We start from the raw sequence: 14,700 nt of genomic DNA, 5'->3' as shown, positions 1-14,700 counted from the left end.
CTGCATGGAGATTCTCACGCGGGCACAGGCTCACCGCGACGGCACCAGCGACGCGCAGTTGCAGCGAGCGGTCAGGCGCGGCGAGCTGCACCGAATCGCAGCGGGGATCTACATGCGCGCCGATCACTTCCGCGAACTCGATGCGAGAGCACGCCACCGCTGCGCTGTCATGGTAGCCACCGAAAGCTGTGGACCAGGCGCAATCGTGAGCCACGCTTCGGCAGCGGTCATGCACGGATTGGATTGCGGCGGATTGCGATTGGGCACCGTGCACATGACGCGTAACCGGTGCTCGGGTGGGCGGAAGAGTCAAACCTTGCATCTTCATCCGGCAGTGGTCCCGGCCGAGGAGGTCGTGCTGATCGACGGCGTCGCAACCACGTCGCTTGCGCGAACGTTCGTCGACCTCGCACGGACGACGCCGTTCGAGACCGCCGTGGTGATCGGTGATTGCGCCCTGCGACGTGGGATGAGGCGTGAGAACGTCGACGCTTCGCTCGATCATGCGCGCGGACGGCTGGGAATGAGTCGCGCTCGAGTGGCGGCGATGTTCATCGAACCAGGTGCCGAGAGTCCGGGGGAGTCCATCAGCCGGGTACGCATGCGCGACGACGGTTGGCCGATGCCGACCCTGCAGCACGAGATCCGTCACGGTGGCAGGTTCATCGGGAGAGTCGATTTCTTCTGGAAAGAGCACGGTGTGGTGGGCGAGTTCGACGGGATGGTCAAGTATCGCGGCGACAATCCGGGGAGGGCGGTAGAGCGCGAGAAACTGCGGGAGGACGCGATCCGGGACGCGGGGTTCGAGGTGTTCCGGTGGGTATGGGCGGATCTTCGCGACTTCGAACGTGTCCGCGAAAGGTTCGAGCGGGCTTGCCTCCGCGGAGCCGCGCGCTGATTGTGCAGCCGCGGCGCTGATCAGGCCTGCGGCTGAACAATCGGGCTGCGGCTGCTAGCTGAACCGAGCCACCAGGGCGGCGCGGTCGAGCTTGCCCGGCCCCCGGAGCGGCAGTGCGTCCACGACGAACAGCTCGCGCGGCGCCGCGGTAACGTCGAGTGTCCGCTGAGCATGTGTGCGTAGTTCGTCGAGCGTCGGAGCTTCGCCCTCGGGTACGACCACGGCCACCACCCGCTGCCCCAGCCGCTGGTCCTCGACGCCGATCACCGCGCACTCGCGAACGGCGGGGTGATCGGCCAACGCGGCCTCGACCACCTGCGGTACGACGGTCAGCCCGCCGGTGGAGATTGCCTCGTCCAACCGGCCGCTGATGCGCAGGACTCCGTCGACCACAGCTCCGGCGTCGTCGGTCCGGAACCAACCGGGCTCGGCGAAAGCGGGGTGGTCGGGAAGCCCCCGGTACCCGGACGCGAGCATCGGTCCGCCCAGCAGCACTCGCCCGTCGTCGATACGAATCTGCGCTCCGGACAACGGGATTCCGTCGTAGACGCAACCGCCGGAGGTTTCACTCATCCCGTAGGTGCGGACGACGGTGATGCCCGCTTCGGTGGCCTGCGCGAGTACCGGCGCGGGAGTCGCAGCGCCGCCGAGCAGAACCGCGTCGAGTGACGCCAGCGCCTCGACCGCGGCGCGATCACCGAGCGCCTTGACCAACTGCGTCGGCACCAAGGAGGTGTAGCGGCGCGGTCCGCTCATCGCGGCGACGGCGCCCGGAAGCGCTGCCGGGTCGAAACCCGCACTGACGTCGACGATCACCGGTTGCGTTCCGGCGAGAACACTGCGCAGCAGAACCTGCATACCGGCGATGTGGTGCGGAGGGAGAACGAGCAACCAGGATCCTGTGCCGCCGAGGCGTTCGTGGGTCGCGTCGCCGCTGGCACGCAGGGCATCAGCACCGAGCATCGCGCCCTTCGGCGTTCCCGTGGTTCCCGACGTGGCGACTACCAGCGAGACGCCGTCGTCGATGGGCTGATCGGGGTGCAGAGCGTCGCTCAGTCGGGCCGTCTCGCGTGCGTCGGCAGCCGGGACGGGGAGCACGGCGTCGTGCTCGCCGCCCAGGATCTGCGCGACGGCAGGCAATACCTCGAAAGCCGCCTCGCCCTGCGGAACCGCGAGTGTGCGAAGAACGTTCACCGGATGTCCGGCCCGGCAAGGGGCCAACCGCCGTCAGCCAGATGGCTTCGCACGCGGTCGACATCGGTTTCGAGAGGCATCTCGTTGGTGATCTTCGTGATGAGGACCTGGATGTCGGTCTTCTCGATGGGCAGATCGCCGTCCTCGATCAACGCGTCGGCGACGGCGTCGACCTCGGCCTCGGAGAGTCTGCGAGTGAGGAGTGCGAAGAGCGGGATGTAGTCCTGTTCGGGGACGCCATTGGGATAGCCGGCCCGCAACCAGCCGACTATCGACGTGAGGAAGGGCGGAAGAGCCATGACGTCAGCTCACATCTCGAACTTCGTTGTCGGCGTCCACGTCTTCGATAACCGGCCACCCACCTGCGCGCAGTCTTTCGGTGACACGATCGACGTCGTCCTCGGACGGCTCCTCGTTGAGGATCCCCTCGATGATGGCGCGAATCGTGTCGTAGTCGACGTGGCGGTCCGGTACCTCGTGCGCGGACTCGATGGACATCGAAACGACCTGCTCGATCTCCTCGTCGGTCAGACGTCGACGGAGAACCGCGAGCAGGGCGAAATGATCCTTGTCCGGGATGCCCTCGGGGTACCCGGCGCGTAGCCAGTCGAGCACGCTGCGCAATGAATACTTGCTCAAATCCTCGGCCTCATTTTCGTTTCGGTGGTTTCAGTGGTGTGCCGCGACGACCACTCAGAAGACGTGGATTCCGAACGTGCTGGCCAAGAAGTTCTTCATCAACAACAGAATTCCGGCGAAGATCGTGACGAGCACGATCGCAAAACAGAGGTACGCACCCATTTTACCCAGGGTGGTCGGTCCTTCGGTGCCGTCGGGATTAGGCAGGCTCAGCGACTTGAGGCCGAATGCGAAGATCGCCGGCAGTCCCGCTCCGAAGAGCAGTCCTACTGCCACTACCTGCCAGAGCGAATCGAGGGTATCGGTGAGTAGATGCATTCTCTTGCGCCCCTTTCAGGAGTTGCGGGTGGCTTCGGTGGACGGAGTGGGTTCGGCTGCCGGGATCTCGGCAATTGCCGCATCTGAATTCTCGTCCCATTCGGCGGTGACGTTCGCCGCGTCTACGGGTTCCTTACGCGAGCGTATGTACATGAAGATCGCGAAGGCGATGAGCGCGGCGAAGACGACGAGCACGCCGGCGAGTCCGCCGACCAGATGTGCAAGAGCCCAGCAGATAGCTCCGACGATGGCAGCCGACGGCAATGTGATCAGCCAGGCTGCGGCCATCCGGCCGGCGACACCCCAACGGACCTCGGCGCCCTTGCGACCGATACCCGTACCGAGGATCGAGCCGGTGGCGACGTGGGTGGTCGAGAGGGGGAGTCCGAGGTGGCTCGACGTGAGGATGATGGCGGCGGACGACGCTTCGGCTGCCAGACCCTGCGGCGCGGCAATCTCGACAAGACCCTTGCCCAGGGTGCGGATGATGCGCCAACCGCCGAGGTAGGTGCCGAGGGCGATCGCGACGGCACAGGTGAACTTCACCCAGAACGGCATCTCGGTCTCGGCGGTGATGGTGCCGTGAGCGACCAGGGCCAAAAAGATGACGCCCATCGTCTTCTGGGCGTCGTTGGTGCCGTGTGCAAGTGAGATCAGGGAGGCGGTGCCGATCTGGCCGAAACGGAAACCGCGCTCGCGCTCGTCTTCCTTGACGGATGCGGTGATGCGGTACACGAGCTTGGTGCCGACGCCCGCGACCAGAGCAGCGACGACCGGCGCGAGGATTGCGGGGACGACGACCTTGGTCAGCACTCCGCCCCACTCGACTCCGCCCATACCGATGGAGGCGATCGCGGCGCCGATCAATCCGCCGAACAGCGCGTGCGAGGAGCTCGACGGCAATCCGAGAAGCCAGGTCGCCAGGTTCCAGATGATTCCGCCGACAAGACCGGCGAACACGATCAGCAGCAGATCCTGCCCACTGACCGCGCCGAGGTTGACGACACCTTTGGCTACCGTCGCGGCGACCTCGACGGACAGGAACGCACCGACCAGGTTCAGGATCGCGGAAAGTGTGACCGCAACTTTGGGCTTGAGTGCACCGGTCGCTATGGAGGTAGCCATTGCGTTACCCGTGTCGTGAAAACCATTCGTGAAATCGAACGCGAGGGCGGTGACAACTACCACCAGGAGGATTACGAGCTCTGCGGTCACAACGTGAATTGTGCGTATCGAACGCGTAAAAGTACAGCGAACGGGATGCGAACAGGGCCTCCGTGGAGTACGTCCCCGCGCGTGGGCTGCGGCGCTGCCGTTCGCGATGTGTTCAGCGCCACGAAATCCGAACCCTGTGTGGGACCTCACTTTTTGGTCTCACTCACCGGGAAGGCACATTCGGACCGTTTTAAACGCTGATTACCTACGGGCACCGAGCGCACCGGAACAGGGGTTTCACCTCTGTATCTCGGTGTCTGTCAGTGAGAAGGAGAGCTCCGACCGTGAAGCCCAACAAGTCCACGAAGCTGATCGTGGCACTCGCAGCGACCGCCGTTCTGGCATCAGCCTGCGCATCGAATCGTGGTGACGATCCCTACGCCGTCGCTGTCGGCGGATCAGGCGCCAGCGCCGATCTTGCGTCGAGCACATCCGACGCGAAGTTCGGCACCCTCGATTCGCCGTGCGGCGAAGGCGATGCCACCGGCGCAACCGATCAAGGCGTCAGCGACACCGAGATCAAGATCGGGTTCGGTGACGACCGCGGGTACGTGAAGTCTCCCGGGCTGAACAAGGAAATGAGCGATGCGGTGAACGCGCTCATCTCGTGGTGCAACGATCAAGGCGGTATCAACGGGCGCAAGGTCGTCGGTACCGACTACGACGCCGCGATGACGCAGGCCAACTCGGTCATGCAGGAAGCGTGCGGGAGTCAGTTCATGATGGTCGGCTACGGCTTCGCGATGGATCAGACCGCCGAGCAGACGCGTGTCGCGTGCAACCTGGTGTCAGTGCCAGGCTTCACCGTCTCGCCGGACGCCGCGAACGGACCCATGACGTTCCAGGGAGTTCCGTTCCCCGTCGACTACGCGAACGGTTCGCAGTGGTTCCAGATGGCCGAGATGCATCCCGATCTGGTGAACGACTTCGACGTCGTCAACAGCACGATGCCCACGATCATCAGCTCCACCACGAAGATTCGTTCGATCGCCGAGGCTGCGGGCTTCAAGCTCAAGGATTGCGGCGTCACACTCAACTACGAGGGCGAATCGAGCTACGTGCCGTTTGCCGAGAAGTACAAGGAGTGCGGTGCGAAGGGTATCTGGACGTCACGATCGGCAAGCCCGTCGGAGCTGAACTTCGTGAAGGCCCTCGACCAGGTCGGGATCGATCCCATCTTCTTCGGTGAAGCCACCTGGTACGGCGCGACCGTCTCCGATTGGAACAAGGACACCGGACTGCTCGACAACCTCAACGCGGGCATGACCTTCCAGATGCTCGAGAACGCGGACAAGGTGCCTGCAGTGAAGAAGTACGTGGATCTGGTTTCCGAGCAGGGTGGCAAGACTGCGCTTCTCGGTATGCAGGCGGCGTCGTCGTTCCTGCTGTGGGCGGCCGCCGCGGACGAGTGCGGCAGCGATCTGACGCGTCAGTGCATGGTCGACGAACTCTCGAACATTCACGAGTGGGACGGCGGCGGCTTGCATGCCGTCACCGATCCCGGCAAGAACATGCCGGCCACCTGCGGACTCATGACCTCGCTGAAGGGCAGTACCTACTCGCAGGCCTTCCCGTCCACCGCGGGCGAATTCAAGTGCGACCCCAAGTACCTCGTCGCGACCGACAAGAGCACCTGGGGAACCGAGCTCGGCGCTGACCGCGTTTCGACGAAGTACCAGAACGCCAACGTCATCAAGCCGCAGTCCTGATTCTTCCGACTCGGGCGGCGMGCGCCAACCGCCGCCCGAGTCCCTAACGAGGGTTCAGCCATGAACACTTTTGTCACTTTCACGATCCTGGGCCTGGTCCTGGGGTCGGTGTACGCGATCGCCGCCTCCGGGCTGGTACTCACGTACAACACGTCAGGCATCTTCAACTTCGCGCACGGTGCACAGGCAATGCTCGGTGCGTTCATCTACTGGCAGTTGCGCTACGGCTGGGAACTTCCCACGGTTGTCGCCTTGCTGATCTCGTTGGTCCTGGTCGGTCCGCTGATGGGTCTCGGCCTCTACGTCCTGATCATGAAGGGGCTACGCGATACCGCCGAGGTCACCAAAATCGTTGTGACGGTATCGATCCTGCTCGGAATGCTCTCGATCTCGCACTGGTTCTGGCATCCCGAGACCGCCCGAACGATGCAAATGTTCTTCGGTGACCAGTCCAAGATCACGGTGTTCGGCGCGAGCATCCGCTACCACGAGCTGATCTGCATCCTCGTTGCGATTGCTATCGCCGTCGGTCTGCGTATTCTTTTCACGCGCACCCGTGCCGGTGTGGCGATGCGCGGCGTCGTCGACGATCCGGAACTACTGCGCCTCAACGGCCACAATCCGGAGCGTCTCGCGGCACTGTCCTGGGCGATGGGTTCGACGCTTGCAGTCCTGGCCGGCATCCTGATCACCCCGATCAGTGGCGGCACACTCGAGGCGAACATGTTGACGCTCTTGGTGATCGACGCGTTTGCCGCGGCCATGTTCGGTCGGTTGCGCAGCATCCCACGCACGTTTGTCGGCGCCGTGGTTCTCGGGCTTGCCGGTACGTACGTATTGGCGTACTTCCCGACCAGTTGGAGTTGGACGTCGAATTTCCGTGTCTCCCTGCCGATGATCGCGCTGTTCGTCGTACTCATCGTCCTACCTCAGGACCGCCTGCGCGGTGCGGTCACTCGCACTCGCGAGCGGTACCACGTTCCGAGCGTGCGCAAGGCCGTCGTCTGGGGCGTGGCACTGATCGTCATCGTGTACCTGATCCGTCTGCTGATGGTGACGTCGGCGGTCACGACACTGACCATCGGAATGACTTTCGCGATCATCGCACTCTCGCTCACACTCCTCACCGGCTACGCGGGTGAGTTGAACTTGGCGCCGGTATCTTTCGGCGCTATCGCGACCATCGTGGCCTTCCACTTCGGGATCTCAGGTTCCGGGTTGGCTGCGCACCTCAACCTGTGGGGCATCGTCGTCGGAGTCCTCGTCACCGCAGTGATCGGTGGCCTCGTCGCCCTGCCGGCGCTGCGACTTCGAGGGCTGTATCTCGCGCTTGCGACCATGGCCTTCGGAGTGTTCCTCTCCAACATGGTCCTTCGCGACACCACCGAACACGAGATGTTCGGCATGAAGTATTCGCTGTTCAAAGACGGCAACATCGCCCTCCCGCCGCTGAAGATCGGCCCGCTCGATCTGAGCAACGAGACGGTGTTCCTGATGACCGTGACCGCCCTGTTCTCGGTACTCGGCGTCGGCGTCATCGCGTTGCGTAACAGCGGCTACGGGCGCCGACTCGCTGCGATGAAGGACAGCCCGGCCGGTTCGGCCATGCTCGGCCAGAGCCTGGTTCGGCTCAAGCTGAGCGTCTTCATGATCTCTTCGGGGATCGCCGGTCTCGGCGGCATTCTGATGTCGAGCGCGATGGGTTCGGTCTCGGGTGAGAGCTTTGCCATCATGGTCAGCCTCTCGCTGCTCATGCTGACCGTCGTCGCGGGCATCGGATACGTCACCGGCGCGCTGTTCGGTGGGCTCATGGCCGGAATCGGCTTTGCCGTCATCATGGTCTCGTTCACCAATCTGGCTTCGGCGCAACCGGAGTTGGAGGGAATGTGGCTGCTGCTGGGCAACATCGCGGCCGTCAGCCCGGCGCTGATCGGCATCGGTGTCGGCGCGAACCCCAGTGGCACCGTGCACAGCGTGATCGAGGGATACCGTCGACTCTCCGATGCCAGGCCGGTTCTGATCGGCGGCGCCGCAGTCGTTCTACTGACCTACGTCCTTGCTCTGACCGGCGTGCTCGGCAACTGGTGGTTCGCATCCATCACGATCGCGGTGGTGTTCATGCTGCCCGTGATCGGCGAGATGGTCATGCCCCGTGCGGTTCTCACTCCGGAAGAATTGGCCGCCAAGGCGACAGTCGTTCCCGAAGACGTCGGGATCGACGTCCCGTACAGCCCCGAGATCCGTGACGAGATCGACCGCGAACTGGGGATTCCTCAGTACCAGGGCGGCTCGCCGAAGGAGTTGACCGCCCATGTCTGACACACCTCTTCTCGAAACACGCGGTGTGAGTGTTCGTTTCGGTGGGCACGTCGCGGTCAAGGACGTTTCGCTCACCGTGCAACCCGGAACCGTGACGGGACTCATCGGACCGAATGGTGCGGGCAAGACGACGCTCTTCAACACCATCACCGGGCTGCAGAAACCCACGTCCGGTCAGGTGTTCCTCGGCGGCGTCGACGTGACGAAGCTACCGCCGCACAAGCGGGCAGGTCGCGGGCTCGCACGTACCTTCCAGCGGCTCGAACTGTTCGTCTCGCTGTCGGTGCGTGACAACCTGCGCGTCGCCGGAGACATCCACAAGGCGAACGGCCGGAACAAGATCGACGTGGACAGCGAGACGGATCGTCTGCTGGAGCTGACCGGGCTGACGGATGTCGCGGACAAGGACGTCGCGGACATCCCCACCGGACGCGCCCGCGTTGTCGAAGTTGCACGGGCGCTCATGACCGACCCGCGAGTGCTGCTGCTCGAYGAACCGGCCTCGGGCCAGACCGAGCAGGAAACCGAGGTCTTTGCCGAGATGCTCACCGAGCTGGCGGCGGGTGGACTCGGAATCTGTCTGGTGGAGCACGACATTCCGCTGGTGATGAAGGTGTGCTCGACCATTCACGTGCTCGACTACGGCGCAGTCCTCGCCTCGGGCGATCCGGAGAAGATCCGGACGGATCCGGAAGTGATCGCGGCCTACATCGGGACCGAGGAGGAGGCGGTATGACTTCAGCGAAAATTGGCGAGGCGAAAATCGACGAGGGCATACGCAGCCCCGACCGCTCCGAACCGTTGCTCGAACTGTCCGGTGTCCGTGCCGGTTACGGATCCATCGAGGTTCTGCACGGGGTGGATCTGGTACTCGAACCGGGCGCAGTGGTGGCGCTGCTCGGACCCAACGGCGGTGGCAAGACATCGACGCTCAAGATCTGCTCAGGCGTCCTGCCGGTCACCCGCGGCGAGTTCCGGCTCGCGGGCCAGGTCGTGAACGGCGTCGAGCCTTCGGAGTTGGCGAGGCTGGGCGTCTGCTCCATCCCCGAGGGGCGCGGGATCTTCGCAAACCTGACCGTGCGCGAAAATCTGTGGATCGCCACCGGAACGGGCGTCGGGTTGGCCGAACTCGAAGAGGTTGCGTACAGCAGGTTCCCGATCCTGGGGGAGCGGCGCGGGCAGTTGGCCGGATCGATGTCCGGCGGCGAGCAGCAGATGCTGGCGCTGTCACGGGCGCTCGGCACTCACCCGACGGTGCTCCTGCTCGACGAGCTGTCGATGGGTCTCGCACCTCGAATCGTCTCGCAGATGTACGACGTCGTCGGCTCGCTTGCAGCCGAAGGCATTTCCATTCTCGTCGCCGAGCAGTTCGCACGAGCGGTGCTGCCCATCGCGACCTCGGCCGCACTCATGTTGCAGGGACGCGTCGTGAAGACCGGCGATCCACACGACATCGAAAACGAACTTTCTACCAGTTATCTAGGAGGATGACGATGACTACTCTCGCCGAAGATCGCCGTGAGGAATTCAAGAAGAACATCGCAGAGTTGAAGCTGGACAAGAAGCAGGCAGGCGGCGACGCTGCGACGCGCATCGCCGGCCTGGTGCTCATGGTCGTCGGAGTCGTCGGCGCCTTCGTCGTCTACATCTCTTCGCTGACGCTCTCGGACCTGCGGGATCTGGTGTCGTACCAGATCCTCACCGTGGTTTTCCTCGCCCTGACAGTGGTCGGTGCCGCACTCTTCCTGGCCGCATCGGTGGCAAAGGTGCTGCGGCTGTGGTTGGTTCGCCAACTGCTCGAGGGTCAGGCCCAGACAGATCAGATCTCTCAGGCGCTGAGCACGCGCAACTGATCTCTGCGAAGAACCGACAGATGCCCGCCACGAAAGTCGTGGCGGGCATCTGTCACTGCTCGGCTACAGCTGTGTCTCGACTACGCGGACGGTGGCCGGGAATCGCGTCGGATCGGATGGTCCTCCGGGATCTGCACCATCACGATCGGTGTCCCGTCGGGGTCGGCGATCCACATCTCGTGCAGACCCCACGGTTCTTGCCTGGCCTCGCGGGCGATCTTGACTCCGGCGAGAACCAGTTCGGTCTGAGCGGCAGTGAGGTCACGGACCTGCAGCCAGATCGCGCCGCGAAAGCCACCTTCGCCGGTGCCGCCGTGCGCTGCGACTTCGATCAGCCCTTGGCCGGCGAAGAAGACTGTGCCGCCGGGATATTCACGAGCGATCGCCAGACCGAGGGTGTCTCGGTAGAAGCTCAGCGTTCGTTCGTACTCGCTCGGGCGCAATATCGTACGGCTACTCAGAATCTCCACGTCCGACCTCCCTCTCGCACCTACTGTCTCAGAAGTACCAGGGATATGGTGACCAATCGGGATCACGCTTTTCGAGGAACGAGTCGCGACCCTCGACGGCCTCGTCGGTCATGTACGCCAAACGTGTTGCCTCACCGGCGAACAGCTGCTGGCCGACCAACCCGTCGTCCTGCAGGTTGAACGCGTACTTGAGCATCCGCTGTGCCTGCGGCGACTTGCCGTTGATCTTGCCTGCCCAGTCGATCGCGACGTTTTCGAGTTCCGCGTGGTCGACAACCTTGTTGACCGCGCCCATCTGATGCATTTCCTCGGCGGTGTACGTCTCACCCAGGAAGAAGATCTCGCGAGCGAACTTCTGGCCCACCATCTTTGCCAGATAGGCGCTGCCGTAGCCGCCGTCGAAGCTTCCGACGTCGGCGTCGGTCTGCTTGAACCGTGCGTGCTCGCGGCTGGCGAGCGTCAGGTCGCACACCACGTGCAGGCTGTGACCGCCGCCCGCAGCCCAACCGTTGACCAGGCAGATCACGACCTTCGGCATGAAGCGGATCAGGCGCTGGACCTCGAGGATGTGAAGGCGTCCGGCGCGTGCTTTGTCGACGGTGTCCGCCGTTTCACCTTCGGCGTACTGGTAGCCGCTGCGGCCACGGATGCGCTGGTCTCCGCCCGAGCAGAACGCCCAGCCGCCGTCCTTCTCGCTCGGTCCGTTGCCGGTGAGCAGGACCGCTCCCACGTCGGAGGTCATACGGGCGTGATCGAGCGCGCGGTACAACTCGTCGACGGTGTGCGGGCGGAACGCATTACGTACTTCCGGTCGGTCGAAGGCGACGCGAACGGTGCCTTGACTGACGTGCCGGTGGTACGTGATGTCGGTGAGGTTCTCGAATCCGGGAACAGGGCGCCAGAGCTGCGGGTTGAAGGTCACCTCAGTCACGATAGAGGCACGCCTCGCGTGTCTAACGGATGCCTGAGGTAGAACACGTTCCCGGGCGCGCTAACGTGCAGGTCATGAGCGAACAAACCGCAGACGGCACGGAGATCGTCACAGACGGTGAGAAGCGGGGCGGATTTCCACGGTTCCGGCATACTCCCGCAGGTCCGGACTTCGGCCGCTTCGTCGAAGCGATGCGCAGGTTGCAGGACCTTGCCGTCTCGACCAATGTTCCCGACGACGTACTCGCAGACATCGCTACGCAGGCCGAGGAGCTTGCCGATCGGTTGACTCCGTACGAGGTGCCGGAGGGCAAGTCGCCCGCGGGCTCGAACATCCAACTGCCCGGACGCGGCAGCCTCCTCATGCTCCCGTGGATGGTCGAGAAGTTCGACACCGAAGGAGTCCGCAGTACCGGCGTCTTCCGCCGCTACCACCTGGGCGGCAACGGTGCCGCTCACGGCGGTGTCCTGCCCTTGCTGTTCGACGACGTCTTCGGGATGACGGTCCACGCGGGTGGCCGTCCGATTTCCCGGACCGGCTACCTCCACATCAACTACCGCGCGATCACTCCGCTCAACACGCAACTGGTGATCGAAGGAAAGGTGGATCGGGTCGAGGGTCGCAAGACCTTTGTCAGCGCACGTCTGACCGACCTCGACGGCAAGCTCCTCGCCGACGGTGAGGCGCTCATGATCGAACTGCTTCCAGGACAGCCCTGACATGTTCCCCTCGTTCGACGATCTGATCTCGGACGCCGTGGTGCTCGCGCTGCCGATGCGAGTTCGCTTTCGCGGCATCACGACTCGTGAGGCTCTGCTCGTTCGTGGCCCGGCCGGGTGGGGAGAATTCGCACCCTTCGTCGAGTACGACGACGACGAGGCGTCGCAGTGGCTGCTCGCCGGGATCGAGGCGGCGTGGCTGGGTCCGCCGCCTGCGCTTCGTCACGCCGTTCCCGTCAACGCCACCGTGCCGGCGATCGACGCCTCTGCCGTTCCGCAATTGTTGGAGCGCTTCCCCGGGGCCCGGACCGCCAAGGTCAAGGTCGCCGAGAAGGGGCAGTCGTTGGCGCAGGACGTCGCCCGGGTGAACGAGGTGCGTCGGCACATCCCGAACGTGCGCGTCGACGCCAACGGCGGTTGGAGTGTGGACGAGGCGATCACGGCTTTGCGAGCGATCACCGAAGACGGTGAACTCGAATACGCGGAGCAGCCGTGTGCAAGCGTCGAGGAACTGGTCAGCGTCCGCGCCGCGGGGACCGGTGTGCGGATCGCTGCCGACGAGAGCATTCGCCGTGCGGAGGACCCGTTGCGCGTCGTACGAGCCGGGGGAGCGGACGTAGCCGTCGTGAAGGTGCCCCCGCTGGGCGGAATGCGTGCTGTGGTGGCGCTGTCGGCGCAGCTGGCGGACTACGGGGTGCCGGTGGTGGTCTCGAGTGCGCTGGACACGGCTGTGGGGATGTCCGCGGGACTGGCGGCCGCGGCAGCCTTGCCCAGGCTTCCGTTTGCCTGCGGCCTCGGCACGGGCGGCCTGTTCGTCCGGGATGTCGCGGTCACCGGAGCAGCCGTCGACGGCGCTTTGTCCGTTGGTGCTGTCGAGCCTGATCCGGTTCTGCTCGAGACGCTGGCCGCGCCCGCGGGCCGGCGCGACTGGTGGTTGGAGAGGGCCAGGCGCTGCCATCGGATACTCGGCAGTAGAGACCTGCCGAATTTCGTATAGTCTCGGGCGCGACCTGATGAACATCAGTGAAGAATGAAGGGATCGAAAGTGGTTGCAGCTCTGAACGAAACCCTGCTCGAGGAATCACGGGTTCCCGCGGTCGTCGCGGACGTGCAGACCTTGATCGACGCAGAGGTTTCGGATAAGTCGGGGGCCTCAGGGCTGGCTCTCAAGGGTGGTTACGGCGCGGTCAAGAAGGTGAGCCCGTCCATCGTGCCGGACGCCGTCACCGCGCTTCTGCCGGCTTTCGTGGCAAAGCTCGAGCCGTACTGGCAGGAATTCTCGGCTTCCGGTGAAGGCAGCTTCGCCGATTTCATCAGCACCCGCGGTGACGCGGTTGCCGATTCCCTCCTCGAGGTGACGGACGAGCGTATCGAAGGTAGCGACAAGGCCGTCGTCAAGTCGATGTACTCGAAGCTGCGCGGTTCGGCCAAGAAGCATGTGACTGCAGCTCTGCCGCGTCTGGGCGATGTGATCCAGAAGCACGCTGCATAAGCGAACGTAGACAACGAGCGGCCCGGGAGTTTCTCCCGGGCCGCTCGTTTTTTGCATTCGTTTGTCAGTGAGCCGAATGTCCGTGGCGCCAGAAGCCGGTGAAGGTGATGTCGGTCTTGGCGAACTTTCGGTCGTTCACGAGATGTCGACGCAGCCCGGTGGTGAGTGCCTGTTCGCCGGCGACAAACGTGTAGGACGGCCCCTCGGGCAGTTCGGCGGCGCGGACGGTCTCGAGGGTCAGAACACCCGGCGTTGCGTGTTCGTCCTCGCGAACGAGCCAATGCACGTTGACGTTCGCCAACTCCGGAATGTCTTGCTTGTCTTCGATGTTCGGAATCTCGACGAAGACCTCGGCACGCAGGTCTGCCGGCGCGGTTTCCAGAATGCCGATGATCGCCGGAAGTGCGCTCTCGTCGCCGACGAGCAGTTGCCACTTGGCCTCGGGTGTGGGGTTGTAGATGCAGCCTTCGTCGAGGAGGGCGACATTGTCGCCGGTCGACGCGGTGTCCGCCCACGCGGATGCCGGGCCGATGTCGCCGTGATAAGCGAAGTCGATGTCGATTTCCGTGGTCTCGCCGAAGAGACCGGTTCCGGCAGCACGGTAGGCGCGAATCGTGTAGTTGCGCACGACCGGTCGCGTGTCCTTGGACATCAACAGGTACTGCGCGTACCAGAGATTGCTTGCCGCGCTCGGCAACCGGAGTTCGCTCTGGCCGACCTGCGGGATGAACATGCGGAACCACTGATCGGCACCCATCGGTGTGATGGTGGACAGCTCTTCGCCGGCAATGGTCACCCGGATGAAGCTCGGGCTGATTCGTTTGTTCGCCACGACCTGCGCCGACACGATGCTGCGTGAGGCCGGTTTCACGAACTTGGCGCGCTTGGCCATGACTGGTTGCTCCCTGATTATCTGTTACTCGAACCTAATCAGGTAACCCTA

Annotated in this window: 17 protein-coding genes; 9 read left to right on the top strand and 8 right to left on the bottom strand. The window is 64.0% G+C overall.

Going from position 1 to position 14,700, the window contains the following annotated elements:
- The first annotated feature begins 4 nt into the window (after positions 1 to 4).
- Positions 5 to 898: a hypothetical protein gene (locus AC1DWA_RS24545; RefSeq protein ID WP_477847347.1), complete on the top strand. Its 894-nt coding sequence runs from the start codon at positions 5 to 7 to the stop codon at positions 896 to 898.
- Between the two features lie 54 nt (positions 899 to 952).
- Here AC1DWA_RS24545 and menE read toward each other — a convergent pair whose 3' ends face one another.
- Genes menE through AC1DWA_RS24520 form a run of 5 tightly spaced genes read right to left on the bottom strand, consistent with a single transcriptional unit; the run spans position 953 to position 4,264 of the window.
- Positions 953 to 2,092, bottom strand: a complete 1,140-nt coding sequence (menE, locus tag AC1DWA_RS24540; RefSeq protein ID WP_041814793.1) for an o-succinylbenzoate--CoA ligase — start codon at positions 2,090 to 2,092, stop codon at positions 953 to 955.
- Positions 2,089 to 2,391 carry a DUF3349 domain-containing protein gene (locus tag AC1DWA_RS24535; RefSeq protein WP_019744336.1) on the bottom strand — a complete coding sequence of 101 codons (303 nt, stop codon included), beginning with the start codon at positions 2,389 to 2,391 and terminating at the stop codon, positions 2,089 to 2,091. Before AC1DWA_RS24535 ends, menE begins: the two co-directional genes overlap by 4 nt.
- A 4-nt stretch (positions 2,392 to 2,395) precedes the next feature.
- Entirely contained in the window at positions 2,396 to 2,731 is a 336-nt protein-coding gene (locus AC1DWA_RS24530; protein ID WP_019744335.1) for a DUF3349 domain-containing protein, read from the bottom strand.
- A 54-nt stretch (positions 2,732 to 2,785) separates the two neighbouring features.
- Complete coding sequence (locus AC1DWA_RS24525) at positions 2,786 to 3,049, bottom strand: membrane protein (RefSeq protein WP_019744334.1); 264 nt, start codon at positions 3,047 to 3,049, stop codon at positions 2,786 to 2,788.
- A 15-nt stretch (positions 3,050 to 3,064) separates the two neighbouring features.
- Positions 3,065 to 4,264 carry an inorganic phosphate transporter gene (locus AC1DWA_RS24520; protein WP_477847351.1) on the bottom strand — a complete coding sequence of 400 codons (1,200 nt, stop codon included), beginning with the start codon at positions 4,262 to 4,264 and terminating at the stop codon, positions 3,065 to 3,067.
- 284 nt (positions 4,265 to 4,548) lie between these two features.
- Between AC1DWA_RS24520 and AC1DWA_RS24515 the strand changes: the two genes are divergently transcribed.
- The 5 genes from AC1DWA_RS24515 to AC1DWA_RS24495 are packed head-to-tail and all read left to right on the top strand — an operon-like array spanning position 4,549 to position 10,145.
- Positions 4,549 to 5,973: an ABC transporter substrate-binding protein gene (locus AC1DWA_RS24515; RefSeq protein ID WP_317558366.1), complete on the top strand. Its 1,425-nt coding sequence runs from the start codon at positions 4,549 to 4,551 to the stop codon at positions 5,971 to 5,973.
- Between the two features lie 60 nt (positions 5,974 to 6,033).
- Entirely contained in the window at positions 6,034 to 8,292 is a 2,259-nt protein-coding gene (locus tag AC1DWA_RS24510; protein ID WP_030535486.1) for an ABC transporter permease, read from the top strand.
- Positions 8,285 to 9,028 (top strand): ABC transporter ATP-binding protein, encoded by a 744-nt coding sequence (locus AC1DWA_RS24505; RefSeq protein ID WP_007728482.1) that lies wholly within the window; start codon positions 8,285 to 8,287, stop codon positions 9,026 to 9,028. Before AC1DWA_RS24510 ends, AC1DWA_RS24505 begins: the two co-directional genes overlap by 8 nt.
- Positions 9,025 to 9,783: an ABC transporter ATP-binding protein gene (locus AC1DWA_RS24500; protein WP_141487551.1), complete on the top strand. Its 759-nt coding sequence runs from the start codon at positions 9,025 to 9,027 to the stop codon at positions 9,781 to 9,783. Before AC1DWA_RS24505 ends, AC1DWA_RS24500 begins: the two co-directional genes overlap by 4 nt.
- 2 nt (positions 9,784 to 9,785) lie before the next feature.
- Positions 9,786 to 10,145: a hypothetical protein gene (locus AC1DWA_RS24495; RefSeq protein ID WP_003942018.1), complete on the top strand. Its 360-nt coding sequence runs from the start codon at positions 9,786 to 9,788 to the stop codon at positions 10,143 to 10,145.
- An 80-nt stretch (positions 10,146 to 10,225) separates the two neighbouring features.
- Here the strand turns inward: AC1DWA_RS24495 and AC1DWA_RS24490 are convergent, their stop codons facing one another.
- Together AC1DWA_RS24490 and AC1DWA_RS24485 are read right to left on the bottom strand one after the other, a co-directional pair.
- The gene (locus tag AC1DWA_RS24490) at positions 10,226 to 10,615 is read right to left on the bottom strand and encodes a VOC family protein (protein WP_019744328.1); all 390 of its coding nucleotides are present in this window, start codon (positions 10,613 to 10,615) and stop codon (positions 10,226 to 10,228) included.
- 28 nt (positions 10,616 to 10,643) lie between these two features.
- A complete protein-coding gene (locus tag AC1DWA_RS24485) occupies positions 10,644 to 11,537 on the bottom strand; it encodes a 1,4-dihydroxy-2-naphthoyl-CoA synthase (RefSeq protein ID WP_024487301.1) in 894 nt (297 codons plus the stop codon).
- Between the two features lie 83 nt (positions 11,538 to 11,620).
- On the opposite strand from AC1DWA_RS24485, the gene AC1DWA_RS24480 reads away from it, so the two are divergent.
- From AC1DWA_RS24480 to AC1DWA_RS24470, 3 genes are read left to right on the top strand one after another with little or no spacing between them, the layout of a single operon-like run.
- Complete coding sequence (locus AC1DWA_RS24480) at positions 11,621 to 12,265, top strand: PaaI family thioesterase (RefSeq protein WP_024487302.1); 645 nt, start codon at positions 11,621 to 11,623, stop codon at positions 12,263 to 12,265.
- Position 12,266: 1 nt separating this feature from the next.
- Entirely contained in the window at positions 12,267 to 13,262 is a 996-nt protein-coding gene (locus AC1DWA_RS24475; protein ID WP_205907654.1) for an o-succinylbenzoate synthase, read from the top strand.
- 48 nt (positions 13,263 to 13,310) lie between these two features.
- Positions 13,311 to 13,757 (top strand): DUF6918 family protein, encoded by a 447-nt coding sequence (locus tag AC1DWA_RS24470; RefSeq protein WP_205907655.1) that lies wholly within the window; start codon positions 13,311 to 13,313, stop codon positions 13,755 to 13,757.
- Positions 13,758 to 13,821: 64 nt separating this feature from the next.
- On the opposite strand, the gene AC1DWA_RS24465 is transcribed toward AC1DWA_RS24470, so the two are convergent.
- Positions 13,822 to 14,649 (bottom strand): siderophore-interacting protein, encoded by an 828-nt coding sequence (locus AC1DWA_RS24465; RefSeq protein ID WP_477847356.1) that lies wholly within the window; start codon positions 14,647 to 14,649, stop codon positions 13,822 to 13,824.
- Positions 14,650 to 14,700 lie beyond the last annotated feature (51 nt).

Source organism: Rhodococcus sp. P4_F3_2, from assembly GCF_056401335.1.
Note: the sequence above shows the minus strand (reverse complement) of the source record. Positions and strands in the feature narration are given on the sequence as shown.